Origin of the sequence: Nocardia sp. NPDC058244, from assembly GCF_042882065.1 — a bacterium.
Taxonomy (GTDB): Bacteria; Actinomycetota; Actinomycetes; order Mycobacteriales; family Mycobacteriaceae; genus Nocardia.
In genome coordinates, this window is the sequence record NZ_JBHVWX010000009.1 from 335,454 (window position 1) to 352,962 (window position 17,509).

The 17,509-nt window shown below is 69.4% G+C and carries 17 protein-coding genes; 12 read left to right on the plus strand and 5 right to left on the minus strand.

The window, feature by feature from the left end; translation table 11 throughout:
• Window positions 1-120 precede the first annotated feature (120 nt).
• Window positions 121-933 carry an enoyl-CoA hydratase/isomerase family protein gene (locus ACFVW6_RS28090; RefSeq protein WP_378826283.1) on the plus strand — a complete coding sequence of 271 codons (813 nt, stop codon included), beginning with the start codon at window positions 121-123 and terminating at the stop codon, window positions 931-933.
• A 46-nt stretch (window positions 934-979) separates the two neighbouring features.
• The gene (locus ACFVW6_RS28095; protein ID WP_378826285.1) at window positions 980-2,107 is read left to right on the plus strand and encodes an NDMA-dependent alcohol dehydrogenase; all 1,128 of its coding nucleotides are present in this window, start codon (window positions 980-982) and stop codon (window positions 2,105-2,107) included.
• Between the two features lie 52 nt (window positions 2,108-2,159).
• On the opposite strand, the gene ACFVW6_RS28100 is transcribed toward ACFVW6_RS28095, so the two are convergent.
• Together ACFVW6_RS28100 and ACFVW6_RS28105 are read right to left on the minus strand one after the other, a co-directional pair.
• Window positions 2,160-3,656, minus strand: a complete 1,497-nt coding sequence (locus tag ACFVW6_RS28100; protein WP_355278316.1) for a carboxyl transferase domain-containing protein — start codon at window positions 3,654-3,656, stop codon at window positions 2,160-2,162.
• A gap of 73 nt (window positions 3,657-3,729) precedes the next feature.
• Window positions 3,730-4,965, minus strand: coding sequence for a cytochrome P450 (locus ACFVW6_RS28105; protein ID WP_378826288.1), 1,236 nt, complete (start codon window positions 4,963-4,965; stop codon window positions 3,730-3,732).
• Between the two features lie 157 nt (window positions 4,966-5,122).
• On the opposite strand from ACFVW6_RS28105, the gene ACFVW6_RS28110 reads away from it, so the two are divergent.
• The 3 genes from ACFVW6_RS28110 to ACFVW6_RS28120 all read left to right on the plus strand — a co-directional run bounded on the left by ACFVW6_RS28110 (window position 5,123) and on the right by ACFVW6_RS28120 (window position 8,042).
• Window positions 5,123-5,908 (plus strand): SDR family oxidoreductase, encoded by a 786-nt coding sequence (locus ACFVW6_RS28110; protein ID WP_378826290.1) that lies wholly within the window; start codon window positions 5,123-5,125, stop codon window positions 5,906-5,908.
• Between the two features lie 121 nt (window positions 5,909-6,029).
• Window positions 6,030-7,238, plus strand: coding sequence for a cytochrome P450 (locus ACFVW6_RS28115; RefSeq protein WP_378826295.1), 1,209 nt, complete (start codon window positions 6,030-6,032; stop codon window positions 7,236-7,238).
• Between the two features lie 39 nt (window positions 7,239-7,277).
• Window positions 7,278-8,042 (plus strand): SDR family NAD(P)-dependent oxidoreductase, encoded by a 765-nt coding sequence (locus tag ACFVW6_RS28120; protein WP_378826297.1) that lies wholly within the window; start codon window positions 7,278-7,280, stop codon window positions 8,040-8,042.
• Between the two features lie 65 nt (window positions 8,043-8,107).
• On the opposite strand, the gene ACFVW6_RS28125 is transcribed toward ACFVW6_RS28120, so the two are convergent.
• Together ACFVW6_RS28125 and ACFVW6_RS28130 are read right to left on the minus strand one after the other, a co-directional pair.
• Window positions 8,108-9,007, minus strand: a complete 900-nt coding sequence (locus tag ACFVW6_RS28125) for an enoyl-CoA hydratase/isomerase family protein (protein WP_378826299.1) — start codon at window positions 9,005-9,007, stop codon at window positions 8,108-8,110.
• 41 nt (window positions 9,008-9,048) lie between these two features.
• Window positions 9,049-9,741, minus strand: a complete 693-nt coding sequence (locus ACFVW6_RS28130; RefSeq protein ID WP_378826301.1) for a hypothetical protein — start codon at window positions 9,739-9,741, stop codon at window positions 9,049-9,051.
• 111 nt (window positions 9,742-9,852) lie between these two features.
• Between ACFVW6_RS28130 and ACFVW6_RS28135 the strand changes: the two genes are divergently transcribed.
• From ACFVW6_RS28135 to ACFVW6_RS28160, 6 genes are read left to right on the plus strand one after another with little or no spacing between them, the layout of a single operon-like run.
• Window positions 9,853-10,656: an enoyl-CoA hydratase/isomerase family protein gene (locus ACFVW6_RS28135; RefSeq protein WP_378826304.1), complete on the plus strand. Its 804-nt coding sequence runs from the start codon at window positions 9,853-9,855 to the stop codon at window positions 10,654-10,656.
• Window positions 10,653-11,450, plus strand: coding sequence for an enoyl-CoA hydratase/isomerase family protein (locus ACFVW6_RS28140; protein ID WP_378826306.1), 798 nt, complete (start codon window positions 10,653-10,655; stop codon window positions 11,448-11,450). The genes ACFVW6_RS28135 and ACFVW6_RS28140 overlap by 4 nt, the downstream gene beginning before the upstream one ends.
• The gene (locus ACFVW6_RS28145) at window positions 11,450-12,922 is read left to right on the plus strand and encodes a class I adenylate-forming enzyme family protein (protein WP_378826308.1); all 1,473 of its coding nucleotides are present in this window, start codon (window positions 11,450-11,452) and stop codon (window positions 12,920-12,922) included. The genes ACFVW6_RS28140 and ACFVW6_RS28145 overlap by 1 nt, the downstream gene beginning before the upstream one ends.
• Window positions 12,923-12,930: 8 nt before the next feature.
• Window positions 12,931-13,350 carry a PaaI family thioesterase gene (locus ACFVW6_RS28150; RefSeq protein ID WP_378826310.1) on the plus strand — a complete coding sequence of 140 codons (420 nt, stop codon included), beginning with the start codon at window positions 12,931-12,933 and terminating at the stop codon, window positions 13,348-13,350.
• A gap of 3 nt (window positions 13,351-13,353) precedes the next feature.
• Entirely contained in the window at window positions 13,354-14,877 is a 1,524-nt protein-coding gene (locus ACFVW6_RS28155; RefSeq protein WP_378826312.1) for a nitric oxide reductase activation protein NorD, read from the plus strand.
• Complete coding sequence (locus tag ACFVW6_RS28160) at window positions 14,874-15,668, plus strand: AAA family ATPase (protein ID WP_378826314.1); 795 nt, start codon at window positions 14,874-14,876, stop codon at window positions 15,666-15,668. Before ACFVW6_RS28155 ends, ACFVW6_RS28160 begins: the two co-directional genes overlap by 4 nt.
• A gap of 8 nt (window positions 15,669-15,676) precedes the next feature.
• Here ACFVW6_RS28160 and ACFVW6_RS28165 read toward each other — a convergent pair whose 3' ends face one another.
• Entirely contained in the window at window positions 15,677-16,186 is a 510-nt protein-coding gene (locus ACFVW6_RS28165; RefSeq protein ID WP_378826316.1) for a DoxX family protein, read from the minus strand.
• 104 nt (window positions 16,187-16,290) lie between these two features.
• Between ACFVW6_RS28165 and ACFVW6_RS28170 the strand changes: the two genes are divergently transcribed.
• Complete coding sequence (locus ACFVW6_RS28170) at window positions 16,291-17,472, plus strand: acyl-CoA dehydrogenase family protein (RefSeq protein WP_378826318.1); 1,182 nt, start codon at window positions 16,291-16,293, stop codon at window positions 17,470-17,472.
• The last annotated feature ends 37 nt before the right edge of the window (window positions 17,473-17,509 follow it).

Below are 17,509 nucleotides of genomic sequence, written 5' to 3' on the forward strand. Positions count from 1 at the left end.
ACAGTAGGGATGAAAGCAAGGAATTCGGTCGCAATACCGAACACCATCCAGCAGGAACGGTATCGTTTACAGTATCGACGACAGTATTTGTGACGTCGATGATCGGAAGGCGGTACGCCGGTGGCAGGCGAAGACGAGGACACCACGGGCAGGGTCGAGGTCACCCGCGACGGGCCGGTGCTGCGCCTGACGCTGCGTCGACGCACCCGGCGTAATGCCCTGTCCCCCGACATGATCGATACCTTGACCGCGGCGCTGACCGACGCCGCCACCGACGAGCAGTTGCGCGTCGTCCACCTCGCCGGAGCGGGCGAGCACTTCTGCGCCGGTGTCGACTGGGTCTCGACCAACGACGCCGGACGGAGGCCACCGGCCGGCGATCTGGTCCGCCGCATCCCCCACACCGCCCACCGGGTGATCGAACTCCTGCACGCCTGCCACCTGCCCGTGGTGTGCACCGTGCGGGGATGGGCGGCCGGGCTCGGGTGTAATCTGGCCCTCGCCGCCGACTTCACCCTCGCCGACACCGACGCGGTGTTCTGGGAACCCTTCCTGCCGCGCGGGTTCAGCCCCGATTCGGGCGCCACCTGGCTGTTGCCCCGGCTCGTCGGGCTCGCCCGGGCGAAACGCATGCTGCTGCTCGGGGAGAAGGTGTCCGCCGCCGAGGCCGCGGACTGGGGACTGATCCACGCCACCGCCGCACCGGCCGACCTCGACACCGCCACCGCCGAGTTGCTCGACCGGCTGGCGAACGCGCCGACGGTCGCGCTGGGCCTGGCCAAGCAGGCCGTCCACCGCAACCTCGGCACCGGGCTCGCCGAGGCCATGAACAACGAGCTCTACGCGCTCGAACTCGCTTGCCGTACCGCGGATTTCAAGGAAGGTCTGGCCGCGTTCCGGCAGCGCCGCGCCCCGGACTTCCAGGGCCGCTGACCCGGCCGATCCCCACGTCCCCGCCCGACACAACGAAGAAGGTCCGATGAAAACCAAAGGCGCACTGATCCGCGACCGGCACGAGGCGTGGTCGATCGAGGACATCGAGATCGGCGACCCGCGGGCCGGTGAGGTCAAGATCCGGATGGAGACGGCCGGATTGTGCGACGCCGACCACCATCTGGCGACCGGCGACCTCGACCTGGCCGGGTTCCCCGTCCTGGGCGGCCACGAAGGCGCGGGCGTCGTCGTGGAGGTCGGCGACGGCGTCCACGATCTGCGGGTGGGCGACCACGTGGCGATGTCGTTCGTGCCCTCCTGCGGCGTCTGCCCTCCGTGCCGGGCCGGACTGTGCAATCTGTGCGACCTCGGCGCGGGCTTGCTCGGCGGTGCTGCCGTCGCCGACGGCAGCTTCCGGGTCACCGCCGGTGGTCGCGATGTCTATCCGATGGCCCTGGTGGGCGCGTTCGCGCCCTATGCTGTCGTGCATCGCGCCTCGGTGGTCAAGATCGACCCCTCGATTCCCTTCGAGATCGCCGGTCTCGTCGGCTGCGGCATCACCACCGGCTACGGATCGGCCGTGCACACCGCACGGATCCAGCCCGGTGACGATGTCGCCATCGTCGGCTTGGCGGGGGCGGGGGCGTCCACGCTGCAAGGTGCGGTGCTGTCGGGCGCGGGCCGGGTGTTCGTCGTCGATCCGGTCGCCTGGAAGCGCGCGCAGGCCGAGAAGCTCGGCGCCACCGCGGTCTTCCCGGATCTCGCGACCGCCACCCCGGCGATCGCCGACGCGACCGCGGGACGCATGTGCCACAAGGTGATCGCGTCGATGAGCCGCCGCGACGGACACGATCTGGAGGCGTGGCTGAACCTGACCGCCCGAACGGGTACCTGTGTCCTCACTGCCATGGGTCCCACCATGGCCGGCGAGGCCGCGCTCACGTTGTCGATGCGCGCCCTGCTGCAGAAGAACATCCAGGCCACCCTGTTCGGCGGCGGCAACCCGCACGAGGACATCCTCGAGGTGCTCGCGCTGCACAAACTCGGCGACCTGGACCTCGACGCGGCGGGCACCAAGGAGTACCGGCTCGACCAGATCAACGAGGCGTACGGGGAGATCCACCGCACCCCCGGACTGCGCGGAATCATCCGGTTCACCGAGTCCGATCACTGAACCATCGACGAAGGGGTCGGGCAGCCGCCCGACCCCTTCGTCGTCACCTGGTTCAGGGCAGGATGACCGTGCGCCCGACCGGCTGCGCCGCCGCCTGCCGGGCGTAGATGCCTCGTTGCAGCGACCGCAGCAAGGTGTTGCGCGTCTCCTCCGGCCGGATGAGCTCGTCGAAGCCCATGTGCTCGGCCGAGTGATACGACGCGGTCAACTCCATCTCGCGCAGTTCGGCGGCGAGCTCCTCCTCCGCGTGCGAGGCGTTGCTCAGCGCGGCCGCACTCATCGCTCCCATCGTCGCGCCGGGATAGGCGAAAGTGCCCGCCTGGCCGTCGAATCCGATCAGCGACATCACCATGGAGCCGAACCCGTAGGCCTTGCGCAACGTCACGTGCAGTTTCAGCGTGGTCGCCGCGGTCTGCGCGACGAACATCCTCGCGCCGCTGCGCAGCACGCCTTCCCGTTCGGACTCGCTGCCGGGCAACATGCCGGGGTTGTCGGCGAGGAAGATGATCGGCAGATGGAAGGAGTCGGCGACCATGATGAAATGCGCCGCCTTGTCCGCGGCGTCGGCATCGATCGACCCGGCCAGCACCTGCGGCTGATTGGCGACCACGGCGACCGGATGGCCGCCCAGGTGCGCCAGCGCGCAGATGACGGCGGTGCCGTGGCCGGGCTGGACCTCGAACCAGTCGGTGTCGTCGAACACCACGTCGAGCACGGCCCGCATGTCGTAGGAGTTGCGGTTGTCCCGGGAGACGATGCCGAGGAGTTCCGGTGTCGCACGGGGTTCCGTCGACGCGTCGGCCAGGTAGACCGGCGGGTAGGACCACGCGCTCGGCGGGAAGTACGACAGGTAGCGGCGGATCTCGTCGAGGACGTCCTCGTCGGTCTCGCCGACGTTGTGGACGACCCCGCTGGGAATCGCGACGTCCGGGCCGCCCAGATCCTCCTTCGAGACGTCCTCACCGGTCGACATCTTCACCACCGGCGGTCCCGCGGTGAAGATCGCGCCCTGCTTGCTCATGATCGCGAAGTCGGCCACGGGCGCGATCAGCGCGCCGTGGCCTGCCGAGGGGCCGAGGACCGCGGTGACCACCGGCACCTTGCCCGAACACTGGGCTTGGGCCAGCAGGTCGGTCGGGGTGCGACCGTAGTGGTCGCCGGTGGGCCGGAATCCCGCGCCTTCCAGCAGCATCACCAGCGGAACCCGGTCGCGCACCGCGAGTTCGGCCAGCCGGTAGCGCTTGGCGTTGCTGCCGGGGGCGATGGTGCCCGCGAGAGTGGTGAAGTCCTCGGCGCCGACCATCACCGGGACGCCGTTGATCAGCCCCGAACCCGCCACGATCGCGTCGGCGGCGACCGCGCCGCCCACCAGGGTGCCGAATTCCTGGAAAGTGCCCGGGTCGAGCAGGTACTCGATCCGGGCCCGTGCGTCGAGTTTGCCGCGGCCGCGATGTTTGGCGACGCGCTCGGGGCCACCCATCTCGAGCACACGGGTGCGGCGCCGCTCGAGATCGTCGAGGGTCTCGTCCCAGGTATCGGCATGGTTCATTTCTGGCCTGTCTTCTGTGATGTGCGTGCCGCAGCCGGCACGCGGGGCAGGGAACGGATCGGCCGGAGGCTGGTCAATCCAGGGTGAAACGGATCGGCAGGCGCTTGAGGCCGCCGACGAATGTCGTTGCGGTCAGCTCGGGTTCACCCGCGAGTTCCACCGATGTCAGCCTCGGCAGCAATTCGTTGAAGAAGCTGCTGATCTCCATCCGCGCGAGCGCCGCACCCAGACAGAAGTGCACCCCGTACCCGAAGGCGACGTGCTTGTTGGGTTCGCGGCCGACATCGAACCGGAACGGGTCGTCGAACACTTCCTCGTCCCGGTTGGCCGACACATACGACAGCAGCAGCGAATCACCCGCCCGAATCGTGACCCCGTTGATCACCGAATCCTCGGCCGCGGTGCGCATGAAGGCCTTGACCGGGGTCACCCAGCGGATGATCTCCTCGGTGGCCCGGGGCATGAGCCCGAGGTCACCCCGGAGGCGGTCGAGCTGATCGGGGTGCTCGATGAGCGCGCGCAGGCCGCCGGAGATGCTGCTGCTGGTGGTGTCGTGTCCCGCGGTCGCGATGATCGCGTAGTACGACACGATGTCCACGTCCGAGAGCGGCTCGCCGTCGATCGTCGCGTTCGCGATGGTGGAGGCCAGGTCGTCGGTCGGCTGCGCGCGACGCGATTCGGTGAGCTTCTGGAAGTAGGCGAACATCTCGATGAGCGCGTTCATGGTCTCGTCCGCCGGGGTCGACCGCGTCAGCTCGGCGTCGTCGTTACCCATGAGCTCCTGGGTCAGCTTCAGCATGAGCGGGAAATCCGATTCGGGTACCCCGAGCAGCGACATGATCACGTACAGCGGGAAGTTCACCGCGACCTCGCCGACGAAGTCGCACTCGCCGCCGGTGTCGCGCATCCGGTCGACGTAGCGCACCGCGAGTTCCTCGATCCGCAGCTTCATCGCGCGCATCGCCTTGGGCGCGAACCAGTCCGCGGCGATCGCGCGCACGACCCGGTGCTGTGGATCGTCCATGTGAATCAGGGTCTTGATGCCGACCGCGGCCTGCATCTCGTCCGACTGCGCGGTCATCAGCACCGGGCGAGGCCAGTTCGTGAACCGCTTGTCGGCGCGTTCGACCGCCATGATGTCGGCGTGCTTGGTGAGCGCCCAGAACGGCTTGTAGCCGGGCACCTCCACACGCGCCACCGGATTGCCCGCCCGCAGCGCCGACAGCGCGGTGTGCAGCCTCTTCTCATCGGTGTAGACCGTGGGATCCGCGAGGACGTTCGCGGCTTCGTCGACGACCGGCATGCTCATCAGCACCCTTTCGGATTCTCGGCTCGCCCGCCCGGCCCGGGTGGCGTCACCCGGCGCCGGTGAGCGCGTTGTCCAGGACACAACAGTGATTTATAGTTGGGCTTACTGTCAAGCATTCGGTAAATACGTCCGTCGCATCTACGAAGGGGTAGAGTTGATGAGTTCCCAGCAGCGCAGGATCGTCGTGGTCGGTGCCGGATCGGGCATCGGGGCCGCCGCCGCGACCCACTTCCACGAACGTGGCGACCACGTCCTCGCGGTCGACCTGCGCCCCGGCGACACCCCGGCGGCACGACAGGAGACCTGCGATCTGCGCGACGCGGCGGCCATCACCGACCTGCTCGGCCGGATCGGCGGCGACTGGGACGCCCTGGCTTTCGTCGCCGGCGTTCCCGGCACCGCACCCGCCGACGACGTCCTGGCGGTGAACTATCTCGGCATGCGGCTGTTCACCACCGGCATGCTGCCCCTGCTGCGCCAGGGCGGCGCGATCGCCACCGTCGCCTCGGTGGCCGCGCTCGGCTGGCAACAGCGCATCGACGACCTCGCCGGACTCCTCACCGCCACCGACATCGCGGCCGTGCGGGATTGGCAGCGGACCCAGGACCCGGCCTACCCCGTCTACAGCACGTCCAAGCAGGCCGCGATCATCTTCGCCAAGCGCCTGGCACCGTCGGCGTGGCAGAAGTACGGCGTACGGGTCAACACCGTCAGCCCAGGCCCGACCGACACCCCGATCCTGACCGACTTCGAGGCGTCGATGGGCAAGGAAGTCCTCGACGCCGTGAAGGCCACGATCGGGCGGCACGCCACGGTCGCCGACATCGTGCCGGTGATCGACTTCCTCACCGGCCCCGGCTCGCGGTGGATCAACGGCCAGGACGTGCACGTCGACGGCGGTTTCGTCGCGCCGATGACGGTCGGACCGGCCGTCCAGCTCTGATCCCAGGACACCGACACCGGTCCCGGTCACATTGCCCGGACCGGTGTCGACTCATATACTGTATGCCTTACAGTATCTATGTCCACTGCGCCGTTCGGCGTGACGAAGTCAGAGGTGATCCGTGAACAGTCCCGTCGAGGACCCAGCAGCGACGGTCGCAGAGGTGCCCGATCCCCACGACCCCTACCCGTTCTTCGCGGCACGCAGGCGCGCGGGCGGCGTGTTCCACGGGACGGTGATGGACTACTCCCGAACCCCCGCGGAACTGCGCCCCACCGACACCTTCGCCGCCGTGTCCTGGTCGGCGGTGAACCAGGCGCTGCGCAACGGATCGGTGTTCAGCACCCAGCTCTACGACGCCACCATCGGGGTGTTCATGGGGCCGACGATCCTGGCGATGAACGGGCTGACCCACAAGGCGCACCGCAACCTGGTCTCGGCCGCGTTCAAACCGCAATCGCTGGTGACGTGGGAGCCCGAGATCGTGCGCCCGATCTGCGACAAGCTGATCGACGAGTTCATCGCGGAAGGCCGCGCGGATCTGGTGCGCGACTTCACCTTCGAGTTCCCCACCCGGGTCATCGCCCGGCTGCTCGGCCTGCCGGAGGAAGACCTGCCGTTCTTCCGGGAAGCCGCGGTGGCGATCATCAGCTACGCGGGCAACGTGCCCCGCGCATTGCAGGCCTCCAAGGACCTGAAGGAGTACTTTCTCGAACACATCGAGCTCCGGCGGACCGCGCCCGCCGACGACATCATCAGCAATCTGGTCACCGCGGAGATCGACGGCGAGAAGCTGTCCGATCGCGCGATCTACTCCTTCCTGCGGCTGCTGCTGCCCGCCGGGCTCGAGACCACCTACCGGTCCTCGGGCAATCTGCTCTTCCAGCTGCTGACCCACCCCGACCAGTTCGCGGCGATCCAGCACAACCACGGTCTGCTCCCGCAGGCGATCGAGGAGGGACTGCGGTTCGAGACACCGCTGACGCTGGTGCAGCGCTATGTCACCGAGGACACCGAACTCGACGGTGTCGCCATCCCGGCGGGCGCGGTGCTCGACCTGTGCCTCGGATCGGCCAACCGCGACGAATCCCGCTGGGAGCGGTCGGAGGAGTTCGACATCTTCCGGCCCCGCCTGCCGCACATCAGCTTCACCGCAGGCGCCCACACCTGCCTCGGACTGCACCTGGCGCGCATGGAAACCCGGGTCGCGATGGAGGCGCTGCTGCGCAGGCTGACCGGGATCACCCTGCTGCCCGACGGTGATCCGCACATCTTCGGCCAGCCCTTCCGCTCGCCGACCGCACTTCCGGTGCGCTTCGATGTCGCCTGATCCGCGACTCCACCACCGTTTCCGAGTTCGAGGAGCCCTGTGAACACCAGTACCCTGTTCGATCTGACCGGCCGCACGGCACTCGTCACCGGAGCGGGCGGCGGTATCGGTGCCGCCGTCGCCGGCGCGCTGGCCGCGCAGGGCGCGACCGTCGTCGTCACCGATATCGACGGTGGCGCAGCCGAAGCCACGGCCGAGAAGATCGTCGCCGACGGCGGCCGGGCCACCGCGACCGCGCTGGATGTCCGCGACCGGGCCGCCGCCGACGCCGCCGCCGCACTCACGGCACAGGCCGGTGGCGGCACGCTCAACATCGTGGTGAACAACGCCGGGATCACCGAGCCCGCGATGTTCGGTGCCACCACCGAGGAGTCGGTGCTGCGGATGCTCGACATCCACCTGCTCGGCGCGTTCCGCTGCACCCAGGCGGCGCTGCCGTATCTCCCGGCCGACGGGACGGGGCGCATCATCAACGTGACGTCGTCGGCGGGTCTGGTCGGCACGCTCGGGCAGGTGAACTACTCGGCCGCCAAATCCGGCATCGTCGGCATGACCAAGTCGCTGGCGAAGGAGCTCGCGCGCAAGCAGATCACCGTCAACGCGCTGGCCCCGGCCGCGGCGACGCCGATGACCGAGACGATTCGCACCGATCCCCGGTTCGCCGAGCAGATGCTCAGCCGCATTCCGATGCGGCGCTGGGCCGAACCACAGGAGGTGGCGGGCGCTTTCGTCTTCCTGGCCTCCGACGCCGCCTCGTTCGTCACCGGCCAGATCCTGGCGGTCGACGGCGGCCTGGTCATGTGACATCGAAACCGACAGAGGCCGGTGCCGGCGGAGTTCCGGCACCGGCCTCGTCGTCGGTACCGCGACTACCCGAGATCGGGTTCGGGGACGTGGAAGTGCGCGTCGCGCAAGCGGAATGCTTCTTTCGTGCCGTGCTCGGCGCGGGTCTTGACGAAGTTGAACTCGCCAGGAGCGAACTGCAGGTTGGTACCGAAGGCGTGGAAGAAGTAGCTAGCGACCTCCTCCCCCTGATACGCCTGGCTCTGCTCGACCATCCGGAACGCCTCCTTGGCGATGACGACGCCGTCGGCGGGCATCTTCGCCGCCTTTTCCGCCCAGTAGCGTGCCCGCGCGGTCACCGCGGCGGGTTCACAGGTCTCGGTGAACACCCCGAGATGCTCCACACTCGCCGCCTCGACGATGTCCCCGGTCAACAGCAGCCGGCGGGCCAGCACCGGGCCGAGCCGATGGAAGAACATGTGCAGGCTGCCCAGCGCCGGGCCGAGGAACCGGGCCGCCGGCATGCCGATCCGGGTGTCGCGGGCGATCACCGAGATATCGGTCATCAGAGCCATCTCGAACCCGCCGCCGAGCGCGTACCCGCTGATCTCGCCGACGGTCACCTTCGGAAAGCCGAGGAACTCGTGGTAGAAGCCGAAGGATTTGCGGTCCACGGTCAGCCGCCTGCGCTGACTGGGCCTGCGCGATGCCGTGCGCTCACCGTTCGTGGCGGCGCGCTCGCCGTACCAGCCGTACGCGTTGTTCATATCGGCGCCGGTGCTGAACACCTGCTCCGCGCCGCGCAGCAGCACCACGGTGATGTCGTCGTCGTCGGCCACCCGGTCCAGGCAGCGGGCGATGTCGTCACGCATCGCGGCGTCGTAGGAGTTGCGCTGGGCCGGGTTGTTCAGGGTGATAGTGGCGATCCGGCGGTCCGGATCGAGCTCGTAGAGCACACGGCCGTCGGTGGCAGGGGACACGGTCATCGGCTATCTCTTCCTTGTCTTTCGGTAGTCGGCAGCGGCCCTCAGGGGCGGCTGGTTCGGGGCCCGAATCGCGCCGTGGGCAAGCCGTCGATGGGCACGGCGACGGTGCGCACGACCGCCGAGCACAGCAGCTGCCCGTCGCGCAGGAGGCGGGCGGTCGATTCGATCTCGCGGTCGCTCAGCACACGCGTGATGTCGAAGTCGAGTTCGGTGAGGATCGGGGTCGGCCTGCGATAGGTGACCTCCATCGATCGGGTCTTGCCGGCCACCCCGGACGCGCAGCTGTGATGCTGGACCACGGCGTCGAAGAACACACCGAGGAAGCCGCCGTGCACGAGACCCGGCGGCCCCTCGTGGACGAGGGGAAAGGTGATGCGGCCCCGCGCTGTCGCGGTGTCGAGGTGGTCGAAGACGTACTCGGGGAAGCAGGGATTGAACGCGCCGATGTCGAAGGCGTGGCTCAGGTACACCCGTCGGTCCGTGGGGTCGCCGGCGAATCGCGGCGCCGGGTCGGGCGGCACGGCGGCGGCGAGTTCGCGTTCCCAGCCCGCCAGCTCGGACAGCATCGCGTCGACGGCCGGGTGCGGATGCTCGAGCGCGAGCAGCAGGCCGACGACGCGGCGCACGGCCGCCGCGGCGGCGACGGTCTGGGCCAGGGGTTCGGCACCGAAGCGGCCCGTCGGCGCGCTGTCGGTGCGCGTCGTGTCCGGTGGCACGGTGGCGGGCTCGGCCATCGCAGCTCTTTTCTTCTCGGGGCATCGCGACCACTCTGGCGGAGGGTCGACGGTATTGTCTACTGTACATGCAACAGTATGTTTCACTACCCCCGTCTCCAGGAGGCAAGCATGCCGTTCGACACCATCGGCTACGAGGTCGACGGGCACACGGCCACCATCACGCTCGACCGCCCGCACGCCCTCAACGCGCTGAGCCCGCACATGATCACCGAGCTGCGGGACGCCTACGACGAGGCCGAGCACGACGACAAGGTGTGGCTGCTGATCGTCACCGGGACCGGCCGCGCGTTCTGCACGGGCGCCGATGTCACCGAGATCCCGGGCGACGGCAAGGTGGTCAGCGAGCGGCCCTACCTGTCGACCTACGAGCAGTGGGAGGCGCCGCAGGAGGGCACGCCGCCGTTTCGCACCATGACCAAGCCGATCATCGTCGCGGTCAACGGATTGTGCTGCGGGGCCGGGCTGGACTGGGTGACCACGGGCGACATCGTCATCGCCTCGGATCGGGCGACCTTCTTCGATCCGCACGTCAGTATCGGGCTGGTCGCCGGGCGCGAGGTGGTCCGCCTGGCCAGGGTGCTGCCCCGCACCGTCGCGCTGCGGATGGCGCTGATGGGCAAACACGAACGGATGAGCGCCCAGCGGGCCTGCGAACTCGGCATGATCACCGAGGTGGTCGAGCACGACCGCCTGCTCGAACGCGCGCGCGAGATCGCCGAGATCGTCAATTCCAATGCGCCCCTTGCCGTTCGAGGCACGCGATTGGCCATCGTCAAGGGCCTGGACGTGCCGCTGCACGAGGCCGAGATGCTCGCGGAATCCTTCCGGGAGCGGGTCACCCGCACCGAGGACGCTCTCGAGGGACCGCAGGCCTTCGTCGAGAAGCGCGACCCGATCTGGCAGTGCCGATGAGCACCCCCTATTCCACCGTGCTGTTCGAGGTCGACGAGCGCGACCGAGTCGCGACGGTCACGCTCAACCGCCCGGACCGGCTCAACGCCTTCGACCGCACCATGTGCGAGGAGATGCGCGAGGTCTGGCGGCGGATCCGCATGGACGACTCGGTGAACGCCGTCGTGTTGCGCGCGGCGGGGACGCGCGCCTTCTCCGCCGGCCTCGACATCAAGACGCCCTACGGCCAGCCGAACGGAATCTGGCACCACGAGGACCCCGGCGAGGCGCTGAGCCCGAAATGGCAGAAGATGTGGAAGCCGGTGGTGTGCGCCGTGCAGGGGATGTGCACGGCGGGCGCGTTCTACTTCGTCAACGAAGCCGATGTGGTGATCTGCTCCGAGGATGCCACCTTCTTCGACTCCCACGTCTCGGCAGGCCTGGTGTGCGCGCTGGAGCCGATCGGGCTGATGCGCCGCGTCGGCCTCGGCGAGACGCTGCGCATCGCCCTGATGGGCAACGACGAGCGGATCTGCGCCGACACCGCGCTGCGGATCGGTCTGGTATCGGAAGTCGTCGCTCGCGAACAGCTCTGGGACCGCGCACACGCGATCGCCGCGGGCATCGCGGCCAAACCGCCGACCGCCACCCAGGGCACAGTGCGCGCGATCTGGGAATCCCTGGACAAGCCCTACCGGGCCGCGATGGAGCACGGACTCGTCTACACCCGCCTCGGCAATCCGATCGCCAAGGCGGAACTGGCGGCCGCCCGCGATGGCGGCCCCGCCACCCCGATCGAACCGAGGATCCGCTGATGACCCAGCCGCCCGACCACCCGCTGAGCACCCGGATCCGGCAGATCCTCGACCTCGCACCCGAGGCCAGGGCGATCGAGTTCGACGGAACCTGGTTCACCTGGAACCGGCTCGCCGCCGCGGCACACCGCACCGCGGGCCACGTACCGCGGGCACAGCCGGTGGGCATCCTGCTGCGCAACCGCCCCGAACACGTGGCCGCGTTCCTCGGTGTCCTGCTCGCGGGAGGCACGGTGGTCGTGATCAACCCCGCCCGCGGTGACGACCGGATCCGCGACGACATCACCGCCTTGGACCTGCCGCTGGTGGTCGGCAACACCGACGATCTCACCACCCTGGTCGACCCCGGCGCCACGACGCTGGCCGTGGACGGCTTGGACGGACAGCCGGGGCGAGAGCGGGCGAAATCCGTTGCGTCGGCGACGAACCCGGTGACCGCGGTCCGCATGCTGACCAGCGGCACCACCGGCCCGCCCAAGCGCGTCGACCTGACCTACGACATGTTGTGGCGCAGCGTGCTGGGGGCCGACCCCGATCGCCATCCGGTACCCACCACGCCGCGCACCGGTGTCGCGATCGTCAATGCCCCGCTGGTGCACATCGGCGGCGTGTTCCGGATCCTGCAATGCGTGCTCACCGCACGGCCGTTCGTCTTCCTGCCGCGTTTCGAGCTGGACCGCTGGGCCGCCGTCGTGCGCGAACACCGGCCCGGCGCGGTGTCGCTGGTGCCCGCCGCGTTGCGCATGGTGCTGCACTCCGATCTCACCGCCGATGATCTCGCCGGTGTCCGGGCAGTCACCTCCGGCACCGCTCCCCTGTCGGCCGCCGACGCCGACGCCTTCCAGGAGAAGTTCGGCATCCCGGTCCTGACCTCGTATGCCGCCACCGAATTCGGCGGCGGGGTCGCGGGCTGGACACTGGCCGACCATCGGCAGTTCTGGCAGGCCAAACGCGGCAGCGTCGGACGGGCCAGCGGTGGCGCCCTCCTGCGTGTAGTCGCCGACGACGGCACCGAACTCGGCACGGACCGCCAAGGGCTGCTCGAGGTGATACCCGGCCAGCTGGGGCCGGGGACGGACTGGATCCGCACCACCGACCTCGCCCGCATCGACGCCGACGGCTTCCTGTGGATCCTGGGACGTGCCGATCAGGCCATCATCCGCGGCGGATTCAAGATCATGCCCGACGAGGTGCGCGCGGCCATCGAGGCGCATCCAGCGGTGCGCGGCGCGGCGGTCGTCGCCCGGCCCGACCACCGCCTCGGCGAGACCCCGGTCGCGATGGTCGAATTGCGCCCCGATCGCCGGACGGAGATCACCGACCTGCTCGACCATCTGCGAACCAGGTTGGCCCGCTACGAGATTCCCACCGATATCGCGCTGGTCGATGCCATCCCCTGTACCCCGTCGGGCAAGCCGGATCTGTCCGCGGTCCGCGCGCATTTCGCCGGCACCGGCACCCGCCAGGAGTGAACGCCATGATGACAACCCTTCGACACATCAGCGGACTGCTCGACCACATCGGCTTCCGCAAGAGCACCGACAGCCAGGGCATACCGAACTGGGAATTGCCGGTCGCGCCCCATGTCGTCAACACCTCCGGCGGCCTGCAGGGCGGCCTGATCGCCACCCTGGTCGACATCGCCGCGGGCACGGTCGCGCTCGAGCACCGGCCGCCGAACGCAGGCGTGGTCACCTCGGACCTGAACGTGCGCTATTTCCGTGCGGTCACCGACGGCGCGGCGCGCACGCGGTGCACCGTCGTGCACGCGGGTAAGCGCTCGGTCGTCGTGCAGGTCGAGGTGTACGGCGGGGCCGACGACAGCCTCGCGGCATTGGCCACCGTCAACTTCGCGACCGTAGATTTCGCCACCGACCGCACCGCCGTCGCGAGCGACTGACCGATGGATACCGCACGGGCATCCGCGATCGAACGCAGCTGCGCGGTGACCGCGGTGGCCTTCTCCGAACGCCGGCGCACCGACGCGCGTCTGATGACCGGCGAACACCGGGGATTCGGTCTGAGCACGGGACGTCGCATCGTGCACGTCCCGTACCCGCCGATCGACGCGGACTGGACTCGCACGACCCTGACCTGTGGTGTCGCACTGCAGTGTTCGCCGTCCAAGGACCGCATCGCCGAGTACGCGCTGCACGAGCTGTCGCCGCGGCAGCGGGCGGCGCTGTCTTTGATCGAAGGTGGTGTGGCCGCCGCCTGGGTCGGTGCCCGCCTGCCGGGTCTGCTCCCCGAATTGCGCAGGGCGCTGCCCGATCTCGAGCTCCACGAGGACGATCTCGACGGTGGCCGGATGCTCGATCGGGCTCTCGCACTGGCCAGGACCAGGCGGGTCCTCGCGACGTACCCGTTGCTCGGCGCGCTGCCGTCGGGTGCGGCCGGCCGCGGCGCCCTGGCCTCGGCCGTGCGCCGGGTCTACGCCCGGATGCCGTGGACCTCGGCGCGCAGCGACTCCTACCGACCGCTGACGGTCCCGGTCGGCGGGGACGGCGGAGCGCGCAACGCGAACCTGCCGCCGCCGAGCCGACCGGAGGACGACGACGTCGAGGTCAGGGCCGACCAGCGCGCCGGTATCCCCTACCCGGAGTGGAACCGCTGGACCGGTGCCTTCCTGCCCGACCATGTCGCCGTGCTGGAACGCAAACTGCCCACCCGCAACACCCCGGTCACCGCCGTCTCCGGCGATGTGCGGCGCTGGTTCGAACACCACACCCATCGCGCGATGCGTTCCGGGCTCGAGGACGGATCCGATATCGACATCGACCGCTACGTCGCCTATGTCGTCGACGCGGGCACCGGCCGGGCGCCGCAGCCGCGAGTGTTCCGGGAGCTGGCGCCCCTGTCCCGCGATGTCAGCACCGCCCTGCTGCTGGACGGCAGCTCCTCGCTCGGAGTGCACGGCGGGCAGGTCTTCCGGCTCGAACTCGACTGCGCGGACGCCCTGTCGCGGGCGATGACCATGGCCAGGGAACGGCACGGCATCTTCGTGTTCACCGGCAACACCCGGCACAGGGTGCAGGTGGACTGTCTCAAGGATTTCCAGGACCCGCATTTCGTCGACCCGGGCAGCCTCGGGTTGGTTACCGGCGGCTACACCCGGCTCGGCGCTCCCCTGCGCCACCTGACCGCCCGGCTGGTCGATCAGCCGTCCCAGCGCAGACTGCTGATCATCATCGGCGACGGACTGATGTCGGACGAAGGCTACGAAGGCCGCTACGCCTGGGCCGATGTCGCCCATGCCGTGGAGGAAGCCGAGGACGCCGGGGTCCGGGTCTTCTACCTCGGGGTCGGCCCGACCCGGGTCGACCCGCTGCCGGAGGTCTTCGGGCCGAAGCGATCCCACCGCATCGGGCGGGTCGACGAATTGCCCAGAGCGCTCGCCCAGATCCATCGAGAGTTGGTAGCCGAATGAACACAGACCCCTACTTCGCCGCCGGTATCGAGGTGCCCCTGTTCGAGGGTGCGCATCGCCAGCGGCTGCCGGTGATGCTCACCGGGCCCACCGGGTGCGGCAAGACCCGTTTCGTCGAACACATGGGCAGGCTGCTCGGCAGGCCGGTCGTGACGATCAGCTGCCACGACGACCTCACCAGCTCGGACCTGGTCGGCCGGTTCATGGTCACCGGCGGTGACGTCCGCTGGACCGACGGTCCGCTCACCCGGGCCGTGAAGTCCGGGGCGATCTGCTACCTGGACGAGGTGGTCGAGGCCCGGCACGATTCCCTCGCGGTCCTCCACGCGCTCACCGACCACCGCCGCACGCTGTTCCTGGATCGCGCCGACGAAGTCGTGGCAGCACCCGATCCGTTCATGCTCGTCTGCTCCTACAACCCCGCCTACCGCAGTTCGCTCAAGGAACTCAAACCCTCGTTCCGGCAACGGTTCGTCACCGTCGCCATGGACTACCTGCCGCCGGAGCGCGAGGCCGAGCTGCTGGTGGCCGAGACCGCGGTGGATCCGGCGGTGGCCCGGCGACTCGTCGGCTGCGCGGTCGCCATCCGCAAGGCCGACGGCGCTTTCCATTTCGAGCCGCCATCGACCCGGGTCCTCGTGGCGGCGGCGCGGCTCGTCGCGGCCGGGATCGGCGAGCTCGACGCCGTGCACGCCTGCGTGCTCGCGCCGCTGAGCAGTGACGGCGCGATCCACGACGGCCTGCGTGAGATCGCGGCGGCGACCCTGGCGGAGGTACCCGTGGCCACCTGAGCAGCGGATCAGGACGGCGTCGGCACGGGCGGCCGGTAGAACAGCGCGAGCTGACCCGCGCCCGCCGCCAGGCCCAGCCCGGCGGCGATGCCGAAGCCCACCCAGCCGTCGACATTTTCGCTGCCGAGCAGCAGACCGTCGACGCTCAGCCGGCCCGGGCCGATCGTCGCTACGCCGATCGCGGCCAGCGCGAGCACCAGGTTGTACTCCCAGCCGTTGCCGACGATGAAGAAGCCGTGCGCGCGATGGACCGTCCACGCGGCCACCAGCATCAGGGCGACGAATCCGGCCGCCGCGAACGGCGTCGCGATGCCCATTGCCAGCGCGAGTCCCGCTCCGACCTCGGCTCCCGCGGCCAGGCGCGCGTGTACCGCGCCGGGGCGCATCCCGATGCTGTCGAACCAGCGGGCCGTGCCCGGGATCCGCCCGCCGGTGAAGATCTTGCCGTAGCCGTGCGCGGCCATGGTCAGCCCGAGGCACACCCGCAGGATGAGTACCCCCGCGTCGATCGCTGTCATCGTCGTTCCCTCTTCTCGATTCCGGTTACCGATAGTATTACAGTAAACACGAACACAACGTTCGGCCAGCCACGGCGACTGCCGTGCCCGAGGAAGGCTTCGCCATGACCAGCACGACCACCGACCAGGTCACCGACGAGGATTTTCACCAGATCCTCACCCAGACAAAAGAGTTCGTCCGCACCGTCGCGGTCCCGCGAGAGTCCGAGATCGCCGCGCAGGACCGGATCCCGGACGAGATCGTGGCGCAGGCCAAGGCGATGGGCCTCTACGGATACGCCATCCCGCAGCAGTGGGGCGGGCTCGGCCTGCATCTGGCCCAGGACGTCGAGCTGGCCATGGAACTCGGCTACACCACCCTGGCCCTGCGGTCGCTGTTCGGCACCAGCAACGGCATCGCCGGGCAGGTCCTGGTGGGGTTCGGCACCGAGGAGCAGAAGGCCCGCTGGCTCGAGCCCATCGCCACCGGCGCCGTGGTCGCTTCGTTCGCGCTGACCGAATCCGGCGCCGGATCCGATCCCGCGGCGCTGCGCACCACCGCGACCGCCGCGGGCGGGGACTGGATCATCAACGGGGAGAAGCGATTCATCACCAACGCACCGGTGGCCGATCTGTTCGTCGTCTTCGCCCGCACCCGGCAGGCCGACAGTTCGGGGCCCGGGATCTCGGTGTTCCTGGTGCCGGCGAGCACACCGGGCGTCACGGTCGGGCCAAAGGACCGCAAGATGGGCCAGGAGGGCGCGTGGACCGCCGAGGTGAGTTTCCGGGATGTGCGGGTCGGCGCGGACGCCCTCGTCGGCGGCCAGGAGGACGTCGGCTATCGGGCCGCCATGAGTTCCCTGGCGCGTGGCCGCGTCCACATCGCGGCGCTGGCCGTCGGGACCGCGCAGCGGGCGCTCGACGAATCGGTCGCCTACGCCGCCACGGCCACCCAGGGCGGCACCCCGATCGGGCGCTTCCAGCTGGTGCAGGCGCACCTGGCCGACATGCAGACCGGCGTCATGGCCGGGCGGGCCCTGGTGCGCGCGGCCGCGCAGTCCTGGGTCACCGGCGAGGACCGCCGCCTCGCGCCGTCGGTGGCCAAGCTCTACTGCACCGAAATGGCCGGTCGCGTCGCCGATTCCGCGGTGCAGGTGCACGGCGGCACCGGGTACATGCGGGGCGTGGCGGTGGAGCGGATCTACCGGGACGTACGCCTGCTGCGGCTCTACGAGGGCACAAGTGAGATCCAGCGGCTCATCATCGGCGGCGCGCTGGTGCGCGCGGCCGAACCCACCGGCAGATGACACGGACCCGGGTGGTGCGGATCGACCTCGATCCGCA